Source organism: Brevibacillus sp. M2.1A, assembly GCF_013284355.2.
Taxonomy (GTDB): Bacteria; Bacillota; Bacilli; order Brevibacillales; family Brevibacillaceae; genus Brevibacillus.
On the sequence record NZ_JABSUY020000001.1, the window covers coordinates 5,960,635 to 5,984,905 of the forward strand.

Genomic DNA, 24,271 nt, shown 5'->3' on the forward strand with positions numbered 1-24,271 from the left:
TTCAATACCCCATATCCTTTAATAGTCTTGATAATGTGCGCAGACGTTCGCCGATCATCTCACCGTCGTTGCTCAGCGCTTGGCTGAACAGCTTAATGTCTTCATGAAGACTCTCATTGTCCGTACATATCGCTACGTTCATTGCATCCCCTTGCAGGGCAACCCGGTCAATGACGGGCTCCTGCGGATCATAATAATGCTCATATCTGTATGCGTCGCGAAAATGGGCCAAAGACCGACAAATCAATATGGACATGTCCAGAACGCGATGGAGAGGCAGTTCCTCCGATTGTTTTGACCATTCTTCTCCCGTGTGTCTCCATACTTTGGCCAATAGATCGACCTTCCTTCTGGAGTTGCCCTCTGCCACTCCCAGAGAAAGTGCTTTCGCATCTGTATTCCTGGCTAATCTGCCATCCACGCGCTCATAGTTATCCGACACCACAACAGGCTTATGGTTCAAGGTAGTAGGTATTTTCATTTTCTTTCCCTCTTTTCGTTTGATTATTGTTCTTTCTTTTTTTCCTGGTGGTATCCGCGCTCTCCGTATGGCTGGAGCTGGTCGAGCCATTTTTGTTCCAGTTTCTTCAGGGCATCCTTTTCATCAAAGAATCCGTCTTCCTTCTTTTTCAAAACCTCCAACACTTCAAAGACGAATGCCTCTTCTCCGTATTCATTCCATTCCTGTTGAAGCTGTTTGTTTATGTGCGAACCCATTTTGAGAGTGAACAGCTTTCCGTTCATCGTCTTGAGGTTGCGGGTGGCGCTGATCCATACTTTTTGGTTTTGGGTGTTTTTGATCTGATACACCCCTGCCTGCGTTTCCGACTCTTTATACTGTTGTTTCAGTTCTTCGCGATTCATTGTGTTCCCCTCACTTTTCAATAACTGATATTAAATAGACAAAATCCGTTTTTGTTTATTATTTAATAAACATAATGAATCATTGTTTTGTAATTGTCAAGCACACAAAAAAACACCGGAACATGTCCGGTGCCTAATTTCTGTTGGGTTACAACGAGTACAGGGCCAATAAATCTCCTACAAACAAAAGAGAAAAATGTCTACGCTTATGTTTGTAGCGACTCCCCTTCTATAGCGTTTTCACCATATAATAGCGATCGTTTCCACTTCCATATTCCGCTATCCGTGTCTCGATAACCGCAAAGCCTGCTTTTTGATAGAGTCCGACTGCTCCAGTATTATCTGGGCTTACCGTCAGGCAAATCTGACGAAACCCATCCTCACGCAATTTCTCCAGCAATCGGTTCAAGAAAGAGAACCCATAACCCATTCCTTTCCGATCTGCTCGGATGTAATACCCATACATGTAGCACTTGTCCGGCTGACGAAAATCCCTCAAGAGCTGGCACACCCCAACAGGACGTGCCTCCTCTGCTTCCATGAAAAGTGCAACGCAGCCATGTCTCGCCAGTGGTACGAGCACCCATTCATCAATCGCTCCATATGGGCCAAAGGCCTCCTGCTCCATTGCCTTGATCATCTGAAGCTGGCTATCTGTCAATGACTCGACAATTTCTATGCGCGTATTTTGCATTCAGTCCTCTCCCTATACGGGTTGCCGCTTCGCTCCGATGACCTGCTCTGACTTATCCGTTATACCGGCAAGCACCGCTTCGTCTAGCACTAATCCTAAGCCCGGCTGATCTGTCACGACTATTTGACTTCCGTGAATCGCAAGCTGAGCTACATCCCGCGAAATGATCGTAGGTCCTGCCAACTCGTTGGAAATGATGTTTTTTTTCGCCAGTGACAAATGTGCACCAGCTGCACTGCCAATCGAGGACTCCAGCATCGAACCGATTTGACACTCCATCCCGGCCATTTCCGCCTGATTCACCAATTTGAGAGCAGGATAAATCCCTCCACTTTTCATCAGTTTGATGTTTACTTTATCTGCAGCTTTCTTCGCGATGACTTCCCGCATTTCCTTCGTCCCGTGCAATCCTTCGTCTACCATAATGGGAATGGTCGTTTGCCTGCGAATATCCGCCAGCGCATCGAGATCATCTGCCAAGACAGGCTGCTCCATCCAATCAATGTGACAATCCTCAATCTGTTTCATAACAAGCAAGGTGTTCGCACGGTTCTCCCAACCTTGGTTGGCGTCCACCCGCAGTCCTACATCAGGGCCAACTGCCTGCCGAACAGCCCGGATTCGCTGGATATCTGTCCGAAGATCAGCTCCCACCTTTATTTTGATCGTGTCATACCCATCTGCCACTGCTTGCCTAGCTTCAGCTGCCATGACCTCTGGCTCTAATATGCTTAACACATAGGGGAAGGAAAGAGTCGTGTGATATTTTCCGCCCAAGAAATGATAAACAGGTTGACCAGCAGCCTTGCCCATCAGATCGTAGCAAGCGATATCGATGGCGGCTTTTGCTGCTGGGGCTCCCCAGACAGCCTGGTTCATCTTCTCGTGGATTCTCTCGATATCAAATGGATTCTCACCGATCACAACAGTCGCCAGGTTTTGAACGAGCATCGTATAGGTAGACTCCCACGTCTCTCCGGTGACATTTTGATCCGGTACCGCCTCGCCTAATCCGACCAAACCATTGTCTGTCTCCACTTTTACAATAATGGACGGCATATCCTCATATGAGGCGTACGCGATAATAAATGGGCGTTTTAGCGGCAACCTGATGGCATGAACGCTTACAGATGTTATTTTCATATTCGACTACCCTCCGTAGCTGCTACTCGTGGAATAATTCGATAATAAAGGGACATGGCTTTTACAGAGCCGTCTTCGCCTTTTACAAAGCCAACTGTCAGCTCGCTTCCCTCTCTATCGGTAATAAATTGATGCTCTCCAATTGGTCGCAATGGATAGTTCAGTTGTTTTCCACCAAACGCATCCGATGTCTTATCTATCATCATCAGGACACCCTCTACCACATATACGATGATATCCATTCCTTCCCCACTGACGTATCGACCGACATACTCTCCTAACTGGGCAAGAGGGACGCTGTATGTCTCGAATTGGTACTGCGGCGTATTCAATGGACGCCCTTCTAAGGCATGCAGTGCAGTCAGAGTGGCTTTTTCGACGGGGCTTCCGACCAAATTGGCCAAAGCCATGGATGTAATACCCCGCTCCGGAACAATCGCTAGATGGGCGGCGACACCTTTGATTGCTCCGCCGTGCTTGATCAAGGTACCCCCATAGTAGTCGGGTTGAATGGATAAGCCATACCCGTAGTACCTGCTGTAGCTGTTCTGGACATGCGGATAAATCATTTGTTTGACGCTCTCCTCCGATAAAATCCGTTCCTTGCCCACACATCCGCCTGTACGGAAAATTTCAGCGTAGTTCAACATGTCATGCACGGTTGAATTCAAATGCCCCGATGCCGCTACGAGTAGCCCATCCTCCCAATTGGGATCAGGGTAAATCTCAGACACGCCATTGTTCTCTTTGAAATGATAGATGGTCGTTACATCCGGCAGGTGTGGCAGATCGCTCAGAAGAAAGGTGCTGCTCTTCATGGTTGCTGGTTCCAAAATATGCTCTTTGACATACTCGTCATACGACTTCCCACTCACTCTGGCTATGACCGCTCCCAAGAGAGAGTAGCAATCATTCGAATAGCTGAACAATTCCCCTGGAGAGCCTACCAGCTCATATTCCGCCAGGGCAAGAGCTTCCATTAGCTCTTCGAATGTGTAGATCGGTTTCTGGTACTCCTTTTTCAAGTACCGGTGAATCGGGTTATCCTCGTCAGGCATGTCATCGAGCATGGAGTTGCGAATTGCCAGATTATCAATCGGCAGAGGCGGTATGCCCGTCGTGTGCGTCATAAAATGGTGGATCGTCATCTGCTCCGTTTTTTGACGATCCGGGGTACGAAATTCGGGTAGGTATTTGATCACCGGATCATGAACAGAGAGCTTCTTCGCTTCCTGTAGCTGCATGATCGCCATGCATGTAAAGGACTTCGTAACGGAGGCCAAACCCATCACGGTATCAGGAGTGATTTCGAGTTCCTTTTCACGATCACGATAGCCAAAGCTCTTGCGAAACAGGCTCTGTCCATTCAAATTCACACCCATGACGAAGCCCGGAACTCTGCCTTCCTTCATTTCTTTTTCAACCAGTTCTCCCCACTCTGCTAACCAGCCTGGCTGTCTCATTTCTTCCACCTCTTTCGAATGTTGTCTTGTCATGCCATGCCCTACTCGTTCACCCACATGTCCTGAATAATCAAAGATGCTAATGGATTTGGCTTGACGCCTTGAATCCGGTTACTGACGACCACGAATGTTTTTGCAGAATAGAGCGGAATCCAATAGGCCTGTTCCACGATTCTTTTTTGAATGTCCGCAAAAACCTGCTGTCGCAGTACTTGATCTGTTGTCGTTCGTCCTTTATTTAGCAGGCTATCGAGCTGTTGATCACTGAGGCGAAAGAAATTTAAGCCCCCGATCTGACTCGAATGCAGTAGCAAGTGCAAAATATCTGGATCGACGCTGCCATGACTCGTTGAGAACAAATCGAACTCGCCCTTCAGTGCCTGTTCAAGAGCTGTCGCAGATTCATACTTTTGGATATGCAATTCGACGCCAATGTCTTTGAACATGCTTTGCACCAGCTGATGCCCAGGATTTGAATCTTCGATGAGCATCGTCAGGCTGAGCGTTTCCCCATTCTTTTCCCTTATCCCTTGCGCGTTTGGCTTCCATCCTGCCTCTTCCAGCAGTTGTCTGGCTTGATCAGCATTGTACTTGTAGCCGTACTGCTCTACTGCCGCATCGTATCCGATCATCGTTGGCGGGATCGGTCCGTAGACAGGCACCCCCTCTCCTTGCAAATCCGCTATGATCAATGCGTCTTTGTTGATCGCCAGGTTCAGTGCCTTTCTCACGCGGACATCTTGCAACGCTTTATTTTCCAAATTCATCCCAATAAAGTACTCTGTAGGCTGCATTCCTTCCAACACCGTAAAATCTTTGTGATCCTTGTATTTCTTCGCATTTTTCGGGGGTACAGTGGCAATATCAATCGTCCCACTGTCGAGAGCAGCCATCATGGTCTGGTCGTCTTGAATAAATTTCAGAACGAACTTGTCGGGTCTCACAGGTCCTTGATTCAGAGCAAAAGGAGCTGCCCACTTATACTCGTCGTTTCGTACCAGTGTGATTGATTCGCCTGTTTTCCAGCTCTCGAATTTCCACGGACCTACCCCGACAGGATTGCGCCCCAGCTCATTTCCGTATTTATTCCGTGCCTCTATGGAAATGGGTTGCTGGTAGCCGCCATATGACAAGTTAGAAAGTAATGAAGCAGAGGGCTTATCTAAATGAAAGATCAATGTGGAGTCATCAGGAGCTGAAATAGATTTGATCGAAGATACATCCGGTCCCGTAACCGGCGAGGCTGTTTTCGGATCGAGAGCACGTTCATAGCTTTGCTTAAAAACTTCCGCAGTGAGCGGTGTTCCATCATGGAACTTCACGCCAGGACGCAACTTGAACGTCACGGTCTTGCCGTCGTCCGAGATTGTATACGATTCAGCCAGATGCGGCTTCAACTCCAGCGTAAAAGGATCGAGGATCAGCAAAGCTCCCCCCAACATGCCCCCAACAAAATTTCCCGCTGGCAACGACGTCTTTTGTGGGTCCAGCGTATCTGGCTCCATCTGGTAGCCCATGGTGATCGTCCCACCCTTTTTGGGCTGGGAGACTTTTGCTGGTTGATTTGCTTGCTTCTCATCTGTAGCCGGAGTGGGAGCAGAGCTACAGCCAACGATGGAAAAGACGAGTACTCCCATGAGTAAAACGATGCGAATTTGGCTCTTTAACTGTTCTGATAGCATGTCGCGACCTCCATTTTTCGAGTCTTTTCCATTCGAAGCCTACTTACGTCGGTATATAGTCGCTAATTAGGTCGGATTGCTTCTTACATGAGGGGGGGCCCGGATTGCCTTCGCAAACGGAAATCCGGGACAGGTTGATGTTACATGAGGAGAATCATGGATGATTAAGGCGATACACAGCCCGCGGGCGTCCTTGCTGATACGGCTGTTCTTCTCCGACGATCTCTACGACCTGATGCTCGATCAGCTTTTTCAAGGTTCTTTCTGAGCTGCGGCGACTGATCTGGAGGTACTCGGCTAAATCGGAAGCGGTGAAGCGGTTATCGCGGCGAAGCTTGACATACTGCATGATTTTCGTGATAGTAGCGACACTTGCGCCAGTCTTCTCCGCGATCTCCAGCACTTCCTTGTTCTCGCTTTTTAATTGGAAGCTCTTCGATTCGGTGTTCAACGGCCCAATCACTTCTTTTTCATCCGTCACCAGATACGCACTGCTTTCCTTTGTTTTCTGGGCATGATAAATCGCAATGCGCGCGTTGGCCTCAGCCTCTTTCGCGGTTAGGCCAAAACCAAACCCGATAGCAACCGTCACTTTGGCAAGCAGGTCGACATTGCCCACTACTTGCATGATCTTCCCGAATTCAATCATTTGCTCGATGCTGCCTCTCGTACCATAGATGATGAATTGATCCAGTCCCAATTTTTGAATGGAAGCGTCCGTCTCTTTGACTAGCTCCAGCAGCTCTTGCAGCAAAATAATCGTCGCATCCTGCCATTGTGTTTCTACTGGCGGGCCATCATTTTGCTGGATCGCTGCAATTCCCACGGCGATTTGCGAGTTTTTGCTAATTTTCAATTGACCATAAGCAATGGCTTGATTGACGGCATCGCGAATATTTTTATCGGGACTGACGAGCGATGCGGAAGGAATGTTCATCTCACGCAATTGACGATATACGTAATCAACGCCAGTTAAAGCAAAATGACTCTGTTTCTGTTCCCAAAGCTCCTTGTGGAACTGAATAATCTCCTCTACGTCAAATTTCGTCCCGCCTTCTTCGATAATCTCACTGTAGTCTTTTACATACCAAGGCGTAAAAATAATGCCCAATTCATCAGCGACCTTCTCAATATACTCCGCTTTTGGCAAATCTATCGAGATGCGGTCCAGTCCTCCTGGTACGTTCAGCAAGGTATGAAACAAAGAGAGGGAAATGGTATATTCATCGATCGGGATGTACACAGCAGGCAGCTTCTTTTGCTCTACCTTTTCCTTGGCAAAAAAATAAGGAAGTGGGCCAGCAAAAAGCAGCACGTCGCAGTCATGGATTTGATCAAGCAACGCAACGCTCTCTTTTGGATTCTGGTATGTATACGAGGTCAGTTGAATGTAATCGATGGATTGGGTATGCTTCAAGATCCTTGGCAAAAATTCTTCCGAAGAGATTACCGCTATCGTAATGGTCAATGTTCCACTCCCTCATCTCTCTATGATTTCCACACATCCTTGAACACGCGGATGAAGTTTTTTCCCAAAATACGCTCAATCGCTTCATCCTTGTATCCTCTTTTGGCAAGAGCACGCACAAGCTCCAGAACCTTGGTATGTCCTTTTACGACATCAAAATCTTTGCGTCCTGCTTGGATAAACACGCCCGGAGAATCGTATTTCATAAATGGCTCGATAATGTCCAGACCCAGTCCGACGTGTTCAACACCAACCAGCTTCACGATGTGATCGACGTGGTTGATCATGTGCTCAATATCAGCCTGGTCGTCTGTGTCCCCTACGAACAGATTGACGCCATTGATGCCAATAACGCCATTGGTGAATGCGATCGCCCTGATTTGCTCATCTGTCAGATTGCGCATGGAGCTCGCTAATGTCCGGCAATTGGAATGAGAAGCGATGATGGGCTTACGCGCTACCTCGATCAGATCCCAGAACCCTTCGTCATTCAGATGGCTGACATCAATGATGATCCCCATTGCTTCTGCCTCTTCGACGACGCGGATGCCGAACTCGGTGAGCCCGCCCTTGCGTCCTTCCCGTACCGGACTAAAATGACTGCCATCTCCAACGAAATTCCGCCTGCTCCACACGAGACCCATAAGGCGCACGCCCAGCTCGTAAAAAACACGGAGCATACTCAGATCATTATATAACGGTTCCGCGCCTTCCAGAGAGAGCACAAAACCAATTTTCCCCTGTCGCTTCGCGGTCTCGATATCGCTCACACTTTTGCAAACCATGATTTTATCAGGCGATTCATCTGCCTCTGCGTGCAACGCGCTGATTTGTTGCAGTGCTTTTCTCAAGCCCATCTCCGGCAGGAATTTGTTGTCAATAAAAATCGCTGCGACAACCGTATCCACCCCGCCCGCCACGAAATCGGGCAAGTAATCCGTTTCAATAACTTTTCGCCTGCCATGCTCGCGTTGAATAGCGACATCCAGCAAAAGGTCAAAATGCGCGTCGATTCCATGTGTCATGCCTCATGCTCCTCCAGTTACTTCAGGTTTTCCGGGTTAAGTGGTGCAAGCTCCGGTAAAAGAAAGCGTCCGTCTCTGCGAATCAAGTGGTCATCGAACCAAATCTCACCGCCACCGTACTCCGGGCGTTGAATCATGACCATGTCCCAATGGATGTTCGACTTGTTGCCATTGGATGCCTCGTCATAGCATCGTCCCGGGGTAAAGTGGAAGCTGCCGTCGATTTTTTCATCGAATAAAATATCCTGCATGGGCTCCCGAATGAACGGGTGCACTCCCAAAGCAAACTCCCCAATGTACCGGGCACCTTCATCTGTATCCAAAATGTTGTTCAAGCGCTCCGTATCATTGGCTGTGGCGTGAACGATCTTTCCGTCCACAAACTCCAGCCGTACTTTTTCAAAGGTAAAGCCTTGATAAGGCGAGGGCGTGTTAAACGATAGGACACCGTTCACCGAATCGCGAACAGGGGCCGTAAATACTTCACCGTCTGGTATGTTGTAGTGCCCCGGACACGGAATGGCTGGAATGCCTTTGATGGAGAAGGTCAGCTCTGTGCCAGGTCCCGTGATTTTCACGCGGTCAGTTCGCTCCATCAGCTCCTTGAGCGGCTGCATGGCTTTTGCCATTTTGGCGTAATCCATTGTGCAGACATCGAAGTAAAACTGTTCGAACGCTTCTGTACTCTTATTCGCCAGCTGTGCCATGGAAGGCGTCGGATAACGGAGATAGACCCATTTCTTTTTGAGACGCACGATACTTACTTCTTTGAAAAAGGATGTAGCCAGCTTCATTTGCTCATCAGGGACATCAGACACTTCATTGATGTTCAGCCCACCCTCGATGATGATGCACGCCTGCATTTTTTCCATTCGTTCTTTGTCCATCTCTGCCCCTAAACGGAAATGCTCCTCTGTTCCCGCTAGCAATAACTGACGACTAATCGAGGATTCACGCAGGTTCACAAAAGAATGCCCGCCTGCTCGCGAAACTGCTTTGATTAGCTCCTTTATCAGAGCAGCGTCCACCTCCATCGCATCGATCAGCACATTATCTCCCGGCTGCACATTCGTCGAGTAATTTACCAGCACATTCGCCAGCTTCGTAAGGCGTGGGTCCAACATCTATCTATCACTCCTGTTCCCTTATTTTTCATAGAGATGACACGCAACCAGTCTGCCGTCTGCTTCTGTTAATAGAGGGGCTTCTGTCTTGCACACGTCCATGCACGCCCAACAGCGCGGATGAAACTTGCAGCCCTTCGGTGGATTGGATGGAGACGGCAGATCTCCTGTTAACATGATCCGCTCTTTTTTCTCGTCAGGATCCGTGATAGGAATGGCGGAGAGAAGCGACTGTGTGTAGGGATGCATCGGACGTTGAAACAGCTCTTCTTTTTTCGCCAGCTCAATCACTTCTCCCAAGTACATCACTGCTACTCGATCGGCGATATGCTCGACGACACTCAAGTCATGCGAGATAAAAAGATACGTGAGCGAAAACTGCTCCTGCAAATCCTGAATCAAATTGAGAATTTGCGATTGGATCGATACATCGAGAGCAGACACAGGCTCGTCAGCTATGATGAGCTTTGGCCTGAGCATCAAGGCGCGAGCGATCCCGATTCTTTGCCTTTGTCCCCCGGAAAACTCATGTGCGTATCGCGACAAATGACTATTGTTCAAACCGACGATCTCTAGCGTCTCTTCGACCATGGCTGCTCGCTCGCGCTTTGGGATACCATGGGCAATCAACGGCTCTGACAAAATGTGCTGGATCGTCAGCTTTGGATTGAGCGTATCAAATGGATTTTGAAACACCATTTGCATATCACGCCGCAGCTTTTGCATGTCTGCCTTCTGTAAGCCGCGGATATTTTGACCCTCGAACACGATCTCGCCGTCTGTCGGCTCGACCAAGCGCAAAATACATCTGCCCAGTGTTGACTTGCCACAGCCTGACTCTCCTACGATCCCCAACGTTTCACCTGCGTTGACAGTTATGTTCACTCCATGGACGGCATGCACGTAACTCGGCTGCTGAAACCACCCTTTGCGGACAAGGAACTTCTTATTCAGGTTCTTCACTTGTAAAAGAGGCGTCTTCATCCATTCACCGCCGGACTTTCCCTGTTCTCTCGATACAGCCAACAACGGCACTCCGACTGTTGATCCACATCCAGCAACGGGGGATTTTTTTCTAAACAGACAGCCATCACCTTCTCGCATCGCGGAGCAAAGCGGCATCCCTGCGGATAACGATCGGGGGTCGGCACACTTCCCGCGATACTGTGCAATCTCTTCTGACCTTTGGCATTATGCGGCGTTGATTTGATCAAGCCCATGGTGTACGGATGCTTGGGGCTACGCAGCAGTGTGCGAACATCAGCCGCTTCAATGACCTGCCCCGCATACATCACCAGTACCCGGTCACATGTCTCGGCGACGACGCCCAAATCATGCGTGATCATGATGAGCGACATGCCCAACTCTTTTTGGATTGTTTTCATGACATCCAATATTTGCGCCTGGATCGTTACGTCTAGCGCCGTCGTCGGTTCGTCCGCTATCAACAGCTTTGGATGACAGGCAATCGCCATCGCAATCATCACACGCTGCCGCATCCCCCCTGACAGACGATGCGGGTACTCGTGATAAATTTCATCGGCACGTGAAATGCCTACCTGCGTCAACAGCTCGAGCACTCTTTGTCTCGATTGGACTCGGTTCATTCCCTCGTGCTTTTCCAGCCCTTCGCTCAATTGCTTGCCGATGGTCAGTACCGGATTCAATGAAGTCATCGGCTCCTGAAAAATCATGGCGATCTCTTTTCCTCTGATCTTCTGCATCTCTTTTTCGCTATAGCGCAAGAGATCGGCTCCGTCCAGTTGAATACGGCCTTCAATGCTTCCGTTTTTACTGAGCAAGCGCATCATGGATAGGGAGGCAACGCTTTTTCCACAACCTGATTCTCCGACGATCCCGACCGATTCACCTTTTTTGACCTGCAAACAAAGATTGTCCACTACTTTGAAAACCTTTTCATTTTTTGAAAACGTGGTAGTCAATCCTGTCACTTCCAACATATTTGTCACGTTACTCACTCCTTTTTCGGGAACGGAAGCTCGTCAACTATGCTTTGGGATCAAAGATATCGCGCAATGCATCCCCGAGCAGATACACCGTAAAAACGACCGCCGTAATCGCAAGACCGGGAAAAGTAGCGAGCCACCAAGCCTCTCGCAAGTAATTTTTCCCTTCATTCAGCATCGTTCCCCACTCCGGTGTAGGAGGCTGCGCACCCAAACCGATAAAGCCCAGTGCCGAGGTCCCCAAAATCGCACTACCTATAAACATGGTCGTATAGACGATCAGCACATTGGAGATGTTCGGAATGAGCTGGCGCGTAATGATCCACCAATTCGAGCTGCCGATGGAGCGGCTTGCTTCCACATAGCCGGATTGCTTGATCGAGAGTGCCGCACCACGGATCAGAATCGAAAAGGCCGGAATCGATGATATTCCAATCGCGATCATCGCATTTTCCTGACTCGGTCCGAGTACAGCTACAATGGCGAGAGCCAGTACAATGCCGGGCAACGCCAGCATGATATCCATGATTCTCATGATCAGATTGTCGACGATTCCTCCGAGGTAAGCACATGTCACACCAATCAGCGTTCCTGCTACAAACGTCATGACAGACGCCAGCACAGCTACGGTCAGCGTCACTCTAGTTCCGTACAGCATCCGGGATAAAATATCGCGGCCAATCGCATCTGTCCCTAGCCAAAAGTCTTTCGACGGGCCTTGCATAAACGCTTCGTAGTACGCTTTCGTAGGGTCATGCGGAGCAATCCACGGCCCGATGATTCCCAGCAAAACAATGCAGAGCATCATTAGGAAGCTGTATTTCGCTTTCTTTTGCTGCATGATCTTCTGCCATAATTCCAAACGAGGCATGGACCATTGTCTGCTCCAGAACATGCTACACCCCCTCCTTCGCGGCATAGTCAATGCGGGGATCGAGAAGCGCGTACAGGACATCAATTAAAATGACAACGAGGACATACACAGCTCCGATAAACAGCGTCGTTCCTTGAATCATCGGAAAATCCCGCGAGCTAATCGCTTGAATCGCCAAAGTCCCCACTCCCGGCCAGCCAAAAACCTGCTCGATAATCACAGCCCCGCCAAGCAAGCCAGCCAGTTCTAGACCAATGACAGCCACAATTGGAATCATCACATTGCGAAAAGCGTGCCGTAGCAGCACAACTCGTTCATTCATCCCTTTTGCACGTGCTGTTCGGATATAGTCATTGGACAAAACCTCTACCATACCAGCACGAGTGAGTCGGCTGAGTGCCGTCGCCAGCAATGTCCCCAAGGTAAACGCTGGAAGAACCATGTCTTTTAGCCCCGTCCCTCCCGCTATCGGAAACCAGCCCAAATGAACGGAGAATACAAGTATGACGAGTAAACCCAACCAAAAGCCGGGTATGGACATCCCAAAGGTGGAAAAGGTCATAATCGCTCCGTCGATGGGTGTATCCTTGTATTTCGCCGCTAGGACACCCAACCCGATACCGATCACAACTGCTACTACAAGGCTGGCTACTGCCATTTTTGCTGTCGCGGGAAAACGATCCGCAATTTCTGTGCTGACAGGTCGGCCCGTTTTCAGGGAAGTACCGAGATCCCCTTTTAAAACGCCGGAAGCATAGTCGAGATACTGAACGACTAATGGTTTGTTCAAGCCCAGCTCTCCGCGAAGCGACTCGATTTGTTCGACAGTCGCCCGCTGCCCCAGCATGATCCGCACAGGGTCACCAGGGATGAGATGAATGAGCAGAAACGTAAAAACGGAGAGTCCAAACAGGACAATGATGCCCGACAATAGGCGCTTCACGATGTACTGCTTCATGAGGTCTTCACCCAGATGTAAGAAACGGTATGAACTTGCTTCTTCTTGTTGTGTTCCTGCACTTTGCTCTCCTCCCTCTTTCTCCACTAACGACACTTGTCGTTATAGTGTCGTTATTAGTTAAAAATAGTCTATTCCAAATTTACAGAAAGTTCAACTCGTTTTTTTCTTACTTCATTCAAAAAGAGCATGGTCCCTTTCTACCATGCCCTTCTGAAGAATCGTTCCGTCGTCATTCCTTGCCGTGCCTCATCTGTAGCAATACGTTTGCCGTTAGCTGTGGATGGCTGAGCGGAAAATGATGCGCGACGGAGAGCCTTTCGATCTCTATATTTGCTCCCCTGAATGCACCCTCTGTTCCTTTTGTCAGCTGATACGTTTTATCCTGTGTCCCCCATACGATCTTGACTGGAAAAGGGAGAGGCTGTGTCGCTACCGCCATTTGCCGGAATTCGTTCATAAAGTAGCGCAGAACGTCTGTATGCGTCTTGCTGATGCGCGGGGATTGCAGGAGCTTCCCTGCCTTTTCTACATAGCCTTTTGGCATTTCATACGTAGACTGAAATACCCCTTGCTCAAGCATTGCTTTTTCCAATTTGGCTGACGTTAACTGCTTTTGCAAAAAAAGCTGAAGGAGGGCTGGACTCTTCCCCAATCCCGCCTGTAGCCGAGAATACTTCGGGGCATGCAGGGGTGGCTGCAAAAGGTATAGCTTCTCGATTTTTTCCGGTACTCGCTTTGCTGCCTCCCATGCCAAAAACCCGCCAAATGAATGTCCTGCAAGATGAACCGGAGATGGCAGCTGTCGCAATGCCTCGGCCACTGCCTCGATAAAGCCCTCGAGCGGTTTTTCGTGATGGTGATAGGGCGATCTGCCAAATCCGGGCAAATCCAGTAACCATACTTCCTGTTCACCCAGCTGTTCAGCGAGCGGGAGTAAATCGCTCATCTCACTGAAAAGCCCGTGCACGAGCAGCCACGGAGTACCCGAGCCTTCTTTCTTGTACGCGGCCATGCCTGCGATTTGCTCTCGGTGAAAGCAAGGAGGTACTTTCTGATCCTTGACCGACAAACGGTAGTCGAGATCGGCAATCACACTGGGAAGATACGCCGCTACGTCGTATGCATCGATGCTTTTTTTCGCTTTCATTTGCTGAAAGGGAGCGAGCGGGAAGTCTTTCTTTACGAGAAAATCCATCGAATTGGCAGGTACCCCGAGCAAGCGGCTGCCGCCGTTATGGAGAATTTTTTTCAAGACCGATACCGGGAAAGGAATGGTTGGTGGCTTCATCCGTAATTCTTTAGCCATCAACGAAATCAGCTCTGAAAAAGCTGGCGTGGCACTCCGCTCATTTAAGGCGTAATACGTTTGATGCTCGATGTGATTTGTCTCTACAATCCCCACAATGACCTGGGCAAAATCGTCGACGGAAAGCAAGGGCAGCCACCACTCCTTACCACCGGGAAGAACAGGGATCTTACCACGCCGCATGGAGCTGATCACGAGCCCGAATCCATCTGTTTGTTCTGTGTTCCCGGTGCTTCGCGGGCCTATGATCGTACACGGATTTACCACGACCAGCGGCATTCCTTTTTGATACGCCTCTTGTCTGAGGTATAGATCTGCCAGAAACTTGTATTTCTCGTAGCCCCCTGCCTCTCGATAAAAATCGGTTGGCGCAAAAACATCTGTCGCCAGCTTTCCACTCTCATCGTCAAACGGACTCATGTAGCCAACGATATGAATCAGCTTTTGTAGACGCTGTTGTTTATGCAATTCGTTCGCTAGTGCTGCAAGGTGACTTGCTCCTTGTAAAATCAATTCCCTCGCCACCGTTTCATCCAGCGAAATATCCATCGGGGCACCTGCATGGATGATAATAGTTGCGCGCAATACCTGCTCGTAATCGCTCGCTGATAATCCCAAGCCCTCCTTTCGCAAATCACCCCGCACGGCCTTGCAATTAGACCTCTCTGTAGGTGTCATCTGCATCAGCAATTCATCCCACTTCTCGGGCGAACGAACCAGCGCCAGTACGGTATGACCGGACCGGGCCAGCTGCTTTGTTACCTCCTTGCCGATAAATCCAGTCGCACCTGTTACAAAAACGACAGCCATTGTTTCTGCCTCCTTTATATTTATAGAACTAGTCAGTACTAATTCACTTCAAAAAAATCCTACACTTGAATCAAGTGTAGAAGTGTCTGACCTGCGCCTACGAGTACCTGTGCATGACCCTGCGATTCAGCCATGAGCATCGCTCCCTCCATAATGGTCACGAACAAGACTGCCGTTTGCTGAATCGAGATATTTTCCTTGAATTCTCCACGGGCGATTCCCTCCACGAGCAGCTTTTCCGCTAGGTTCTGCCATTCGATCAGGAACTCGTTGATTCGCGCTTTGACCTCTGGTATTTGTGCCGACAGCAAGGAAAGGATAGGACAGCCTCCTACACAGGAGCGGCCCTCCAGTTCTTCTGCGATGGTGGTAAAAATCAGCCCTACTCGTGCGGAAACAGACAGGTCTGTCCGTTGCAAGATGGCTTCCAGTGCTCCTCTCAGGACGTTGATTCTGTAGCCGAGTACAGCTACGACGAGCTCCTCCTTGCTTTTGAAGTGGTAGTAAATGTTGGACTTGGAGACTTTGCTCTGTGCTACGACGTCATCCATGCTGGTATTCATGAGTCCTTTTTGCAAAAACAAATTGGATGCAGTGGCGATAACATGGTCACGGTTTGAGGTTCGTTTCATAATTAGTACTATATAGTACTAGTAAGGGATTGTCAATCAGTGGAGGAGAAGAAAAAGCGCAGTTCTCTTCGACTCTGACACGCCGGCAAGGAAGATTGACTGTCCGTCTCCACTTCAAAAAGGGGACCGTCGAGCCAAAGCCACCCTACGGGCGGAAGGTTCTCGAAGAAGAAGTGTTCGACAAGCGCGGTCCCCTTTTTGAAGTTCCGACTGGGTAGGCAGCTTTGTTGGTTCAATCGCTACCTTTTAAAACCTCGTATAAAAAAGAAAAGGTTGATGCCGTCTAATACGGTATCAACCTTCATTCATTAACTGATCGCAAACCTGTTACATTTCGTTACGGCAGCAAGCATGGCAATCACCAGCTCGTTTTCACGGCTATCTCTTGCCCTTCTGAAATAGAGACAGCGCAAAAAGTTCTTGCTGTTCACCCGAGCGATAACTTGAGTACGACTTTTTGGCAGCTCGGCACAGCTTGCTAGACTATTGATCCAGTCAATGAGTTCCTGTTCTGGAAGCAAGTCTTTCTCCATCATCGTATCTACGATGCTCGCGAGACGTTCGTCCTCTTCGTCATTGAAAATGTGCTTTCCGTTATGCAGCACGCCCTGGATCGCTTGAAGAACGTCTCGCTGTACGGCTTCATCGCTCTCTGGGCACTGCACCAGCTCTACGAATACGTCTGCACCGTGCGCAGTACTGTGAGCCCAGCCTCCCTCGGACAAATAGCCACGCAAATCCTGTTCCTCTTCAAAATAGCGGAGCATAGCATTTTTGACGTGCTGGAAATCGGCAAGCTCCATAAATGGCTTCTGCCTGTGACGGCGTAAAATCAAGGCAATCGGCAATGCAGAGAATGTCCTCGTAAATACAGATGGATCACCCTCGCTGCCGATCTGATAGAACAAATGCTTTTCGTCGGTCAGCTCTCGCAGGAGGCTGCGCAATTGCGCCTCTGTTAGCTTGTCTTCATCGAGAATCCAATAATAAAATGCCGGGTAGATGAGATTATCCCGCAATTCCGGGTCAGGGTCCCCAATGTATTGCAACAATCGTCCGACGAAATCCTCCAGTTGTTCCCCTTCACGCAGCTGGTATTGTTCCTGTTCCAATCTTTGCAGATCCAGCACAAGCTGGGTTCTTGTATCGGTCATGTGTTCATCCCCCTTACCATAATCAAAATTTCCTCAATCACCATTTCCGGTTCATCGTGATGAATATAGTGCCCGCTGCGAGTAGCTATTCTTTGCTTGCTTGAAGTTGTAGTGAAATTGGCCTGCAGACGTTGATCGATTGCTAAGATTTCCTCGTTCGGCCATTCCTCGTCCCACACGTCCGGTAAGCCTCTCGTAATAATCGTGACAGGTATGTCGCTTTGCCGAAAATAGTCAACAATCTCTTGATAGCTCCGTATTTTATCGATCTTCTCGCTGTTTCGCATCGGATTCTCGTAATAGTCTCGATTGGCTGCGATCAGGTTGTCAGGTAAAACCTTTTCATAGGCGAGCTCCTTATATTCAGGAGCAGCGTCCACCAAAACCAGCCCCGAAACAAGCTGCGGATACAGGCTCGCAAACAATCTGGCAACCAAACCGCCAAAAGAATGTCCGACCAAAATACAAGGCGTCTCCACCTTTATCTCTTGCAGCAAGTCATACAGCTCCTCGACCAGATCACGGCATGTCCGGGATACGACTTCTGGCGCTGGACTCCTGCCAATCCCCGCCCGATCATAGGATAAGGTAGACGCTTCCTGCGAGATGCGGTCTTGAACGATCTTCCATGTCTCACCGCTATCGCCCATTCCTGCTAGGAAGATCACACTAGGTGTCCCACTTTTTCGCGAATACAGCCTATGTATCCATCGAGACATGATCCCAGTCGTCCTCCATGTAACGAACCAGCCAATTCAATGCTCTGTGTCTTTCCACAACTACTTCGTCATTCAAACCGCCTGCAACCACACGATTGTTGATACGCGCATCCACACATGCCCAGTCATAGCGGTAGATTAAATCTGCCTGGTCGAGAATCTCTTGCTTGCTCCTCACAACCGCATTGCTGTAGAAGGTGTCATAGTCACCTGCGCTTCTGAGAGCGTCAATCGCCGTATTCACATCACAAATCTCATCCGGGAAATGGAGCTCGTCCACATAGCCGAGTGCCCACAGCAGTACCCAGTAGCATTCGTACATCCAAACCATCTGAATCATATCGGTTCGGTCTGGCTGTGGATCATTCAAGAAGTCTCTCTCTTTTTCCGTAAAGAATTCAGCAGCGCCAAACTGCTCAATAATGCCCTCGATGAACTCCCGCTCTTCCTTGAGTTGTCCGTTTTCGGCAATCCCGCCGGCATATACCGCAATCAAGCACAGGGCAATCGCTCGCTGAACAATCTCATCCTTGCTCCTGATGACAGCGTCCTCATCCCCTACGATGACAGGAAGATGCGGGATGTACGGAATGCCTTGCTCCTGCAATAGCTTGATGCTCCGCTCCTTGCGCGCTTCTCCTGACTGGGATGGCTGAACATGTCCATCGATCAGGTCTACGCTGACCGTCACCAGAAAATCGTCCACTTCGGATTCTCCTGCCGTATTGAGAATCAGCCTTCCTTGTTTATCGAGCATATCTCCGGTAGGGAGAAAGACGATCCCATGTACTTCTTCGGCAATCGCCATAATGGACGCAAACGTCTTCTGATCGATTTCCTTGCTCGCCACGATTCCTACCGCCACATTAAGCGCTGTGATTTGGTACAACAGCTTTTGCTGGACCTTCTCGTGGGTCGTTTCAATCTGTGCGAAGTAGCCGTACATCCCTTTTTTCATCTGGAGAAACTCTTCTTGGTCATCGTCCTCGCGCATAAGATTGAAAGTAATCTTGCTCTTGCTAAACCATTTTTTATCGGTCACGGTCACGGCCCGCTCGTCTGCGGATACCTCTACCAATTGATCACGAAAAGCCTCGACAATGGCATCGACAACTTTCTCGCATTGTTGGATGGAGACATAGATGGTGCATTGATTCATCTGGCAACCTCCTTTGCTGGGCAAACATTTCTAAAGTGCTGAATTTTGTAATCAATAGTCAATTATGGTATCCTAACCCTGTTTAATCAAGCACAAATCTTTTTAGTTATCGGCAAATCTATCACGACGATTGAAGGTGAAACCTTTGAAAAACATCCTATTAGAGGAGTTTTCCCCCATTTGTCCGATTCAAGCTATTGTGGAAGAGGATGAGAACGGCGTCTTTTTTTATTTGTGGGATTATCCCGGTGAGGAGCATGCCAGCATTCGCTCTTGTTGGGTAAGAAATTACGGACCTGCACCGGACTCGATCGATTTCGCTGCCATGGAGGATGGTCAAGCTCCCATGCTTCCACGCGATTGCTGCGCTCATCCGGATGGAGCAGACAGACTGGACCCGGAGCAGCTCTCAATCGTTTGGCTGGAGGAAGGCGATGCAGCGGCACTTTTGTATGAGGATGAGGTGCTGTGTGTAATTCCCGGCTGGGCTGGTCCTTCCCCGGACGGCTCGCACTATCCTTCGTATGCGCGAGATTGCACCGGAGAATCTGATTTATGCTTTCCGCTGGGAACACCAGAAACGAACGCCATGTTTGCCCGCATCGAGGCTGCCCAGCATTTTTGGGCGAGCTGGGATGGCAACCCTTGGCCTGACATCCAGCACCAGTTCATGGACGCGATTACCTCGACTCTTGGCCCAATTAAACAGTATTACGGCATCGACGGCGGACACTGGCCCCCGAAAGCATTGGTGACCATCGAAAAAGGCGACGTTACCTATGCGATGACCCTCGGCGTATCTATTTTGCGTCAGCCAAAAGTCGAGCAGTATACAGAAGAACCGGAGCAGTTGCGACGATTCGAGCTGGCCTTTGCCTGCGAAACCAAATGGCTCGCCCAAAACGAACAACAATTGCTGGCCTACATCAGCGGCCAAACCTCTCTGCCGTGGTCGTATATGACCTTCCTCGCACAAGGTCACACCATTCCATGCCAGGAAATCAGTCAGATTAATAGCCGCTTCTCCTCTATGCTGCTGGCAAAACCTGAGGATGCACCGACCATTCCGTTTCCGCTCATGGCTGGCGATTCTGTAAATCTGTTATGGATGATTCCGATTACCGCAGAGGAACAGCAGTATGCAGAAATGCATGGGTCTGAACAATTGCTTCAGCACTCTGCGGGAGATGGTGCAAGTTGGATTTTTAACGGGGTAGCGAAGTTTATGAAGGAAGCATGAAGTGTGAAAACAGTTTCTGCGGAATACATTCTGCGGGGACTGTTTTTTGTTGTCTCGACACTGTGGATTGGTATCGAATAAAAAGGTTATCAAATGCCGAATGAAACTTTCAGCAGATGATAACCTTTTTGGGTAGCGTATCCCTGATTGCGATAGCTACCCTCACAATACATTATTGCCCAAATACATTGAGTTCAGCAGCACTTGTCCATGGGTTATTGTTTACCTCGCTTAAGGCACGCAGTTTAATGTAGCGACCTGTCTTGGCTGCAAAGCTGACTTCTTTCAACGTGGTATCATTTGCAAAGGTACCTGTGGCTACAGCTGTTCCCCAATTCACTCCATCACTGCTGACGTAGAACTCATAGTTCTTGATCGTTCCGTTCACTTGACCATCTTGTCTGGGCAGGTAACTAAATTTGGAAATGCTATACGTTGCACCCAAGTCAATTTGAATCTCGTGGGGCATTGGAGCTACAGGGCTCCATTTCGTGTGCCAAAACGTGCTGTTGTTTCCATCAAAGGCTTTCGGAGCTTCATTGTACAATTCATCGCTGTCTACGTATTTTAGCGTCCAATTCGTTTTCGGAATCTGACCGGCTTCTCCTGCTGTGACTGCCACATTCATGGCAGAATTACTTGTGCTTGTCGTCGTAATCGTTACTCCCGATTTTTCTCCCGTGTAGGTATTGCTGTTCGGATTGGTGTCTGGACTAAAAGTAGCAGCATGATTATTATTCGTGTAATAGAATGGGTCTTGGTATTCACTCACGGATTGCTCTATGTCAATGAAAGGATGAGGATCATTCGTGCTATTACTCATGGATTCATCAATGTGCCAAACCGCGATGCCTCCAGAAACTGTTTGCAAGCTAGCATCATATCCAACTTTTTCACGATTCTCAACTAAAAAATACGTATTATCCTTTAAAGGAACCTTTAAAACATTATAATTATTCGGGATGGCTTGTAACGTAAAATTGTTTGTGGCATTTACTACAGTTGGTGTTACAAATCCTAATTTTGCTTTTGACCAGGCATCCATATGAGTGGGTGTCGTTCCAGGTTCTTCTCCTTGGAGATTATTCCAGGTTCCATTTGCCATTATACTTAGACCACCCACATGATTATTAGCACCATAGAGATCCGGAAGGCCCAAGGAATGACCCAATTCATGAGCAGTGATACCCATCGTTGCCATATGACCAAATTGCTTTTCACCCTGCGTCGTATACATACCTGATACTGTAACACCATCATGATTGGTGTTGGGAGCATACCACTGATGTGCCCAAATATTTGGCGCTGCACCACCACTAGCCTCTTCATTACCAGCAAGAACAGTTACAATGTAGAAGCTATCTTTAGAGTCGATGACTTGATCATTATTGGTATCAAAACTAGCAAAGTTCACCACAGGATCCGCTTTATCCAGTGCATCTGTTATAACCGTCCTAATGTCTTTTCCCGATGTATCCGGATGAGCGTAATCTAATCTTACTTTCACAACTCCATCATTTTGCGTACCATATATTTCGGATGCTGGGGTGATCTGTGCTTTTCCATTACTCACTTCATTATAGTAATTCTTTACCGACTTTTGATTTACAGAAAAGAATTTGTTGCTCCAATCGTTGTCGTTATATGCGATATCAACATCTGTAAATCCAATTAACAAAACAAGCAATTTTTGGGTTCCTGAAACTGGCGTGATACTTCCGTCAATATTTTTTTCTGGCGATCCCGAAAATTCTTGTTGAAGCTCATTCATGAACTCCTGTTTTTTAGTTGCTTGAGGGTCGTACTCATTTATCCATTCCATCAAATTTTTCTCATTTACCGCTTCTGAAGGCTTTTCGTCAATTTTATATTTTATCCCCGTCGATTGCAGATCATCTGATGTGAGTTCAGCGTAATTCCAATATCCCTCCTGATCTTGTAAAAGTACATCACCATCCTTTGTACTTGCCCAATGGAACCATTCATCCCCATGCATCACGGCTTGAAACGATTCACCAGAGGGTTGCTTCATTTTGACAACTCCATCGTATGCGGGTGCGGCAAAAACATCCGTTTGAAAGTACAAAACACAAATCAAAGAAAAAACAGACGTGAACAGGCCTTTAAAACTTCTTTGCATAAATGTTCCTCCCGATTTAGAAGTTGTTATCCTGTTGGAATGGTTTCCTCTATAGATTCATGAAGATCGCCCCCCTTTTTAATGGCATGCTGAATATTCCGTTGATAAATGGACCTGATTCATACGTAGAATGAATCGACAGATCATCTATACAGAACTACCAGAATGCCCTTACCTACATTATTGGAAATTTTTGGTAACATGTTAACTTTTTCTATAAATCGGGGATTTTTTTTTATCATTAACTAATAAACGCCCCCGTTCGGGACTTTCACCCTAGAGACGACGCCCATGCTAGGCGCACTAAAAAAGCCGATATTGCTCCGAGAGCAAATCGGCTGTTAGTTATGTCATTTATTGGCGGGACACTTTGACGAGCTTCCCTGTCGAAGCATCGATAAAGCTATAACCATTCTTCCATTTGCGTTGATAGACTAGTTGCGGTTCGGGAGCTCTTTGACCATCATACTGCTCCCACACGTAGACCAGCCCCAGGTCAATTTGTTTGACCTTACCAATGGTAAGACGGAGGGAAATTATTTACGTTACATATTATTCTATTTTTTCATATAATCCCTTAGCTCTTGGGTAAATACGGATTGCTATTTTACTTCCCCCGAGCCACTAAAAACCCCGCCCCTCTTGATGAGAAGCGGGATCACCTATGCTTATTTGAATTCCTTTCCTGTTACTGCATCCAGCCTAAAGCCAGAAATCGTGTCCACCGTATAAACCAGAAGCGGCTTTTGTTGCGGCTTCCCATCTGCTATCGGTAGCACATACCCCAATTCAACCGGATGGCTCTGCAAAAATTGCTTGGCTGCTTCTTTCCTCGATATGACTGTATCCAATTCCGGGAAGGATTCAGTCGGACTCGTGAAATAGTCCATGAAATTGACGATCTCCCCAGTTTGCCCATCCACATTGACGAGGTATTGCTGATCAGCAACAATCACCCCATTATGAAGGACGTAAAAGGTGAAGCTGTACGCCGTTGCAGAAGGCATCGACATCTCGGTTTCGTCGGTCTTCAACTCCTTCACACGGCTGTCCAGATAAGGCTGCAAAAACTGAACGGCTTTTTCCTTGGCCTCCTCATAGCTAAGCTGAGCATTTACTGGATTGTTCTGATGCTGTGTAGATCTGGCCGTCTCTGTACCACGACGCACCTGAAAACCTGTAATTACCCCGTTGTTTGAGTAGTGATTGTCCGCAGCTTGTACGGTCATCTTCGGGTGTTGTAGCCATAACGGAGTTGTCGCCAACAGGCTTGCCATTAATAACGTGCTTGCCAATTTCTTTGTATGTTTCACAATTGTTCCCTCCCAAGGAATTTTGTGTTTGTTTTTTGTCCTATGTAATAGTCGGAAAAACCACCGGGAGGTTACAAATAAAAAAACCACCCTTTCAGGTGGCGATTTTCATGACCCGTGAGCAGTAGATAGAGACTCATCTGGTGCCTCTGTATGAAAATGTTCTCCCCATTCTCGCAAATACTCAATGACAGGCCCCAAGCCTTGGCCCAGCTCGGTCAACTCGTACTCTACTTTTGGCGGAACGACCGGATACACTTCACGCTTGACGATCCCTGCTTCCTCCAACTCTCGCAATTGCTCTGCCAGCATTTTATGATTCACACCAATTATATTTTTCTTTAACTCTCCGTACCTTTTTTTCCCTTTGAACAGCTGACAAATGATTGATACCTTCCATCTTCCCGCAAAAACCGAGACGGCAAGCTCGATCGGGCAAGGATATTCCTTGCCATTTAATAGGTACCTCATCGCTGGTTTCTTCTTCATCCCACTCACTTCCCTTTTCGTAAGTATTAACCGAAAAAGTGCGT

22 protein-coding genes are annotated in these 24,271 nt (G+C 48.2%); 1 reads left to right on the forward strand and 21 read right to left on the reverse strand.

Annotated features, from left to right (window positions below; translation table 11 throughout):
• Position 1 precedes the first annotated feature (1 nt).
• The 18 genes from HP567_RS28385 to HP567_RS28470 form a co-directional block, all read right to left on the reverse strand.
• Complete coding sequence (locus HP567_RS28385) at positions 2-481, reverse strand: DUF6530 family protein (RefSeq protein ID WP_173611145.1); 480 nt, start codon at positions 479-481, stop codon at positions 2-4.
• Between the two features lie 23 nt (positions 482-504).
• Positions 505-864, reverse strand: coding sequence for a GIY-YIG nuclease family protein (locus tag HP567_RS28390; RefSeq protein WP_173611144.1), 360 nt, complete (start codon positions 862-864; stop codon positions 505-507).
• A gap of 229 nt (positions 865-1,093) precedes the next feature.
• Complete coding sequence (locus tag HP567_RS28395) at positions 1,094-1,558, reverse strand: GNAT family N-acetyltransferase (protein WP_173611143.1); 465 nt, start codon at positions 1,556-1,558, stop codon at positions 1,094-1,096.
• Between the two features lie 12 nt (positions 1,559-1,570).
• Complete coding sequence (locus HP567_RS28400) at positions 1,571-2,701, reverse strand: mandelate racemase/muconate lactonizing enzyme family protein (protein ID WP_173611142.1); 1,131 nt, start codon at positions 2,699-2,701, stop codon at positions 1,571-1,573.
• Positions 2,698-4,197, reverse strand: a complete 1,500-nt coding sequence (locus HP567_RS28405) for a serine hydrolase domain-containing protein (RefSeq protein ID WP_229088172.1) — start codon at positions 4,195-4,197, stop codon at positions 2,698-2,700. Before HP567_RS28405 ends, HP567_RS28400 begins: the two co-directional genes overlap by 4 nt.
• Before the next feature lie 8 nt (positions 4,198-4,205).
• Positions 4,206-5,846, reverse strand: a complete 1,641-nt coding sequence (locus HP567_RS28410) for an ABC transporter substrate-binding protein (protein ID WP_173611141.1) — start codon at positions 5,844-5,846, stop codon at positions 4,206-4,208.
• A 154-nt stretch (positions 5,847-6,000) separates the two neighbouring features.
• Entirely contained in the window at positions 6,001-7,314 is a 1,314-nt protein-coding gene (locus HP567_RS28415) for an HTH domain-containing protein (protein ID WP_173611140.1), read from the reverse strand.
• Positions 7,315-7,334: 20 nt separating this feature from the next.
• The gene (locus HP567_RS28420) at positions 7,335-8,339 is read right to left on the reverse strand and encodes a dipeptidase (protein ID WP_173611139.1); all 1,005 of its coding nucleotides are present in this window, start codon (positions 8,337-8,339) and stop codon (positions 7,335-7,337) included.
• Positions 8,340-8,356: 17 nt separating this feature from the next.
• A complete protein-coding gene (locus HP567_RS28425; protein WP_173611138.1) occupies positions 8,357-9,463 on the reverse strand; it encodes an aminopeptidase in 1,107 nt (368 codons plus the stop codon).
• Between the two features lie 21 nt (positions 9,464-9,484).
• Positions 9,485-10,447 carry an ABC transporter ATP-binding protein gene (locus tag HP567_RS28430; RefSeq protein ID WP_173611211.1) on the reverse strand — a complete coding sequence of 321 codons (963 nt, stop codon included), beginning with the start codon at positions 10,445-10,447 and terminating at the stop codon, positions 9,485-9,487.
• Positions 10,444-11,433 carry an ABC transporter ATP-binding protein gene (locus tag HP567_RS28435; protein WP_173611137.1) on the reverse strand — a complete coding sequence of 330 codons (990 nt, stop codon included), beginning with the start codon at positions 11,431-11,433 and terminating at the stop codon, positions 10,444-10,446. The genes HP567_RS28430 and HP567_RS28435 overlap by 4 nt, the downstream gene beginning before the upstream one ends.
• Before the next feature lie 37 nt (positions 11,434-11,470).
• Positions 11,471-12,325 (reverse strand): ABC transporter permease, encoded by an 855-nt coding sequence (locus HP567_RS28440; protein WP_173611136.1) that lies wholly within the window; start codon positions 12,323-12,325, stop codon positions 11,471-11,473.
• Between the two features lies 1 nt (position 12,326).
• Positions 12,327-13,262: a nickel ABC transporter permease gene (gene nikB / locus HP567_RS28445; protein WP_173611135.1), complete on the reverse strand. Its 936-nt coding sequence runs from the start codon at positions 13,260-13,262 to the stop codon at positions 12,327-12,329.
• A gap of 232 nt (positions 13,263-13,494) precedes the next feature.
• A complete protein-coding gene (locus HP567_RS28450; RefSeq protein WP_173611134.1) occupies positions 13,495-15,381 on the reverse strand; it encodes an alpha/beta fold hydrolase in 1,887 nt (628 codons plus the stop codon).
• Between the two features lie 59 nt (positions 15,382-15,440).
• Positions 15,441-16,013: a TetR/AcrR family transcriptional regulator gene (locus HP567_RS28455; RefSeq protein WP_088909545.1), complete on the reverse strand. Its 573-nt coding sequence runs from the start codon at positions 16,011-16,013 to the stop codon at positions 15,441-15,443.
• Positions 16,014-16,321: 308 nt separating this feature from the next.
• Positions 16,322-17,167 carry a DUF2785 domain-containing protein gene (locus tag HP567_RS28460; RefSeq protein ID WP_173611133.1) on the reverse strand — a complete coding sequence of 282 codons (846 nt, stop codon included), beginning with the start codon at positions 17,165-17,167 and terminating at the stop codon, positions 16,322-16,324.
• A complete protein-coding gene (locus HP567_RS28465) occupies positions 17,164-17,886 on the reverse strand; it encodes an alpha/beta fold hydrolase (RefSeq protein WP_173611132.1) in 723 nt (240 codons plus the stop codon). Before HP567_RS28465 ends, HP567_RS28460 begins: the two co-directional genes overlap by 4 nt.
• Positions 17,867-19,045 carry a DUF4272 domain-containing protein gene (locus HP567_RS28470; protein WP_173611131.1) on the reverse strand — a complete coding sequence of 393 codons (1,179 nt, stop codon included), beginning with the start codon at positions 19,043-19,045 and terminating at the stop codon, positions 17,867-17,869. Before HP567_RS28470 ends, HP567_RS28465 begins: the two co-directional genes overlap by 20 nt.
• 136 nt (positions 19,046-19,181) lie before the next feature.
• Here HP567_RS28470 and HP567_RS28475 point away from each other — a divergent pair, with 136 nt between their 5' ends.
• A complete protein-coding gene (locus tag HP567_RS28475; protein ID WP_229088173.1) occupies positions 19,182-20,285 on the forward strand; it encodes a suppressor of fused domain protein in 1,104 nt (367 codons plus the stop codon).
• 172 nt (positions 20,286-20,457) lie between these two features.
• Here HP567_RS28475 and HP567_RS28480 read toward each other — a convergent pair whose 3' ends face one another.
• From HP567_RS28480 to HP567_RS28490, 3 genes are all read right to left on the reverse strand, one after another.
• On the reverse strand, positions 20,458-22,425 hold the full coding sequence (locus HP567_RS28480; protein WP_173611129.1) for a M6 family metalloprotease domain-containing protein: 1,968 nt from the start codon (positions 22,423-22,425) through the stop codon (positions 20,458-20,460).
• Positions 22,426-23,093: 668 nt separating this feature from the next.
• On the reverse strand, positions 23,094-23,738 hold the full coding sequence (locus HP567_RS28485) for a YcdB/YcdC domain-containing protein (RefSeq protein ID WP_173611128.1): 645 nt from the start codon (positions 23,736-23,738) through the stop codon (positions 23,094-23,096).
• 108 nt (positions 23,739-23,846) lie between these two features.
• Positions 23,847-24,227: a winged helix-turn-helix transcriptional regulator gene (locus HP567_RS28490; protein ID WP_173611127.1), complete on the reverse strand. Its 381-nt coding sequence runs from the start codon at positions 24,225-24,227 to the stop codon at positions 23,847-23,849.
• Positions 24,228-24,271: the final 44 nt, after the last annotated feature.

Excerpts from the sequence above, each read along its gene's own strand:
- HP567_RS28385 (WP_173611145.1), bottom strand. The coding sequence starts at position 481 with ATGAAAATACCTACTACCTTGAACCATAAGCCTGTTGTGGTGTCGGAT.
- HP567_RS28390 (WP_173611144.1), bottom strand. The coding sequence starts at position 864 with ATGAATCGCGAAGAACTGAAACAACAGTATAAAGAGTCGGAAACGCAG.
- HP567_RS28395 (WP_173611143.1), bottom strand. The coding sequence starts at position 1,558 with ATGCAAAATACGCGCATAGAAATTGTCGAGTCATTGACAGATAGCCAG.
- HP567_RS28400 (WP_173611142.1), bottom strand. The coding sequence starts at position 2,701 with ATGAAAATAACATCTGTAAGCGTTCATGCCATCAGGTTGCCGCTAAAA.
- HP567_RS28405 (WP_229088172.1), bottom strand. The coding sequence starts at position 4,197 with ATGACAAGACAACATTCGAAAGAGGTGGAAGAAATGAGACAGCCAGGC.
- HP567_RS28410 (WP_173611141.1), bottom strand. The coding sequence starts at position 5,846 with ATGCTATCAGAACAGTTAAAGAGCCAAATTCGCATCGTTTTACTCATG.
- HP567_RS28420 (WP_173611139.1), bottom strand. The coding sequence starts at position 8,339 with ATGACACATGGAATCGACGCGCATTTTGACCTTTTGCTGGATGTCGCT.
- HP567_RS28425 (WP_173611138.1), bottom strand. The coding sequence starts at position 9,463 with ATGTTGGACCCACGCCTTACGAAGCTGGCGAATGTGCTGGTAAATTAC.
- HP567_RS28430 (WP_173611211.1), bottom strand. The coding sequence starts at position 10,447 with ATGAAGACGCCTCTTTTACAAGTGAAGAACCTGAATAAGAAGTTCCTT.
- HP567_RS28440 (WP_173611136.1), bottom strand. The coding sequence starts at position 12,325 with ATGTTCTGGAGCAGACAATGGTCCATGCCTCGTTTGGAATTATGGCAG.
- nikB (WP_173611135.1), bottom strand. The coding sequence starts at position 13,262 with ATGAAGCAGTACATCGTGAAGCGCCTATTGTCGGGCATCATTGTCCTG.
- HP567_RS28450 (WP_173611134.1), bottom strand. The coding sequence starts at position 15,381 with ATGGCTGTCGTTTTTGTAACAGGTGCGACTGGATTTATCGGCAAGGAG.
- HP567_RS28455 (WP_088909545.1), bottom strand. The coding sequence starts at position 16,013 with ATGAAACGAACCTCAAACCGTGACCATGTTATCGCCACTGCATCCAAT.
- HP567_RS28460 (WP_173611133.1), bottom strand. The coding sequence starts at position 17,167 with ATGACCGATACAAGAACCCAGCTTGTGCTGGATCTGCAAAGATTGGAA.
- HP567_RS28465 (WP_173611132.1), bottom strand. The coding sequence starts at position 17,886 with ATGTCTCGATGGATACATAGGCTGTATTCGCGAAAAAGTGGGACACCT.
- HP567_RS28470 (WP_173611131.1), bottom strand. The coding sequence starts at position 19,045 with ATGAATCAATGCACCATCTATGTCTCCATCCAACAATGCGAGAAAGTT.
- HP567_RS28480 (WP_173611129.1), bottom strand. The coding sequence starts at position 22,425 with ATGCAAAGAAGTTTTAAAGGCCTGTTCACGTCTGTTTTTTCTTTGATT.
- HP567_RS28490 (WP_173611127.1), bottom strand. The coding sequence starts at position 24,227 with ATGAAGAAGAAACCAGCGATGAGGTACCTATTAAATGGCAAGGAATAT.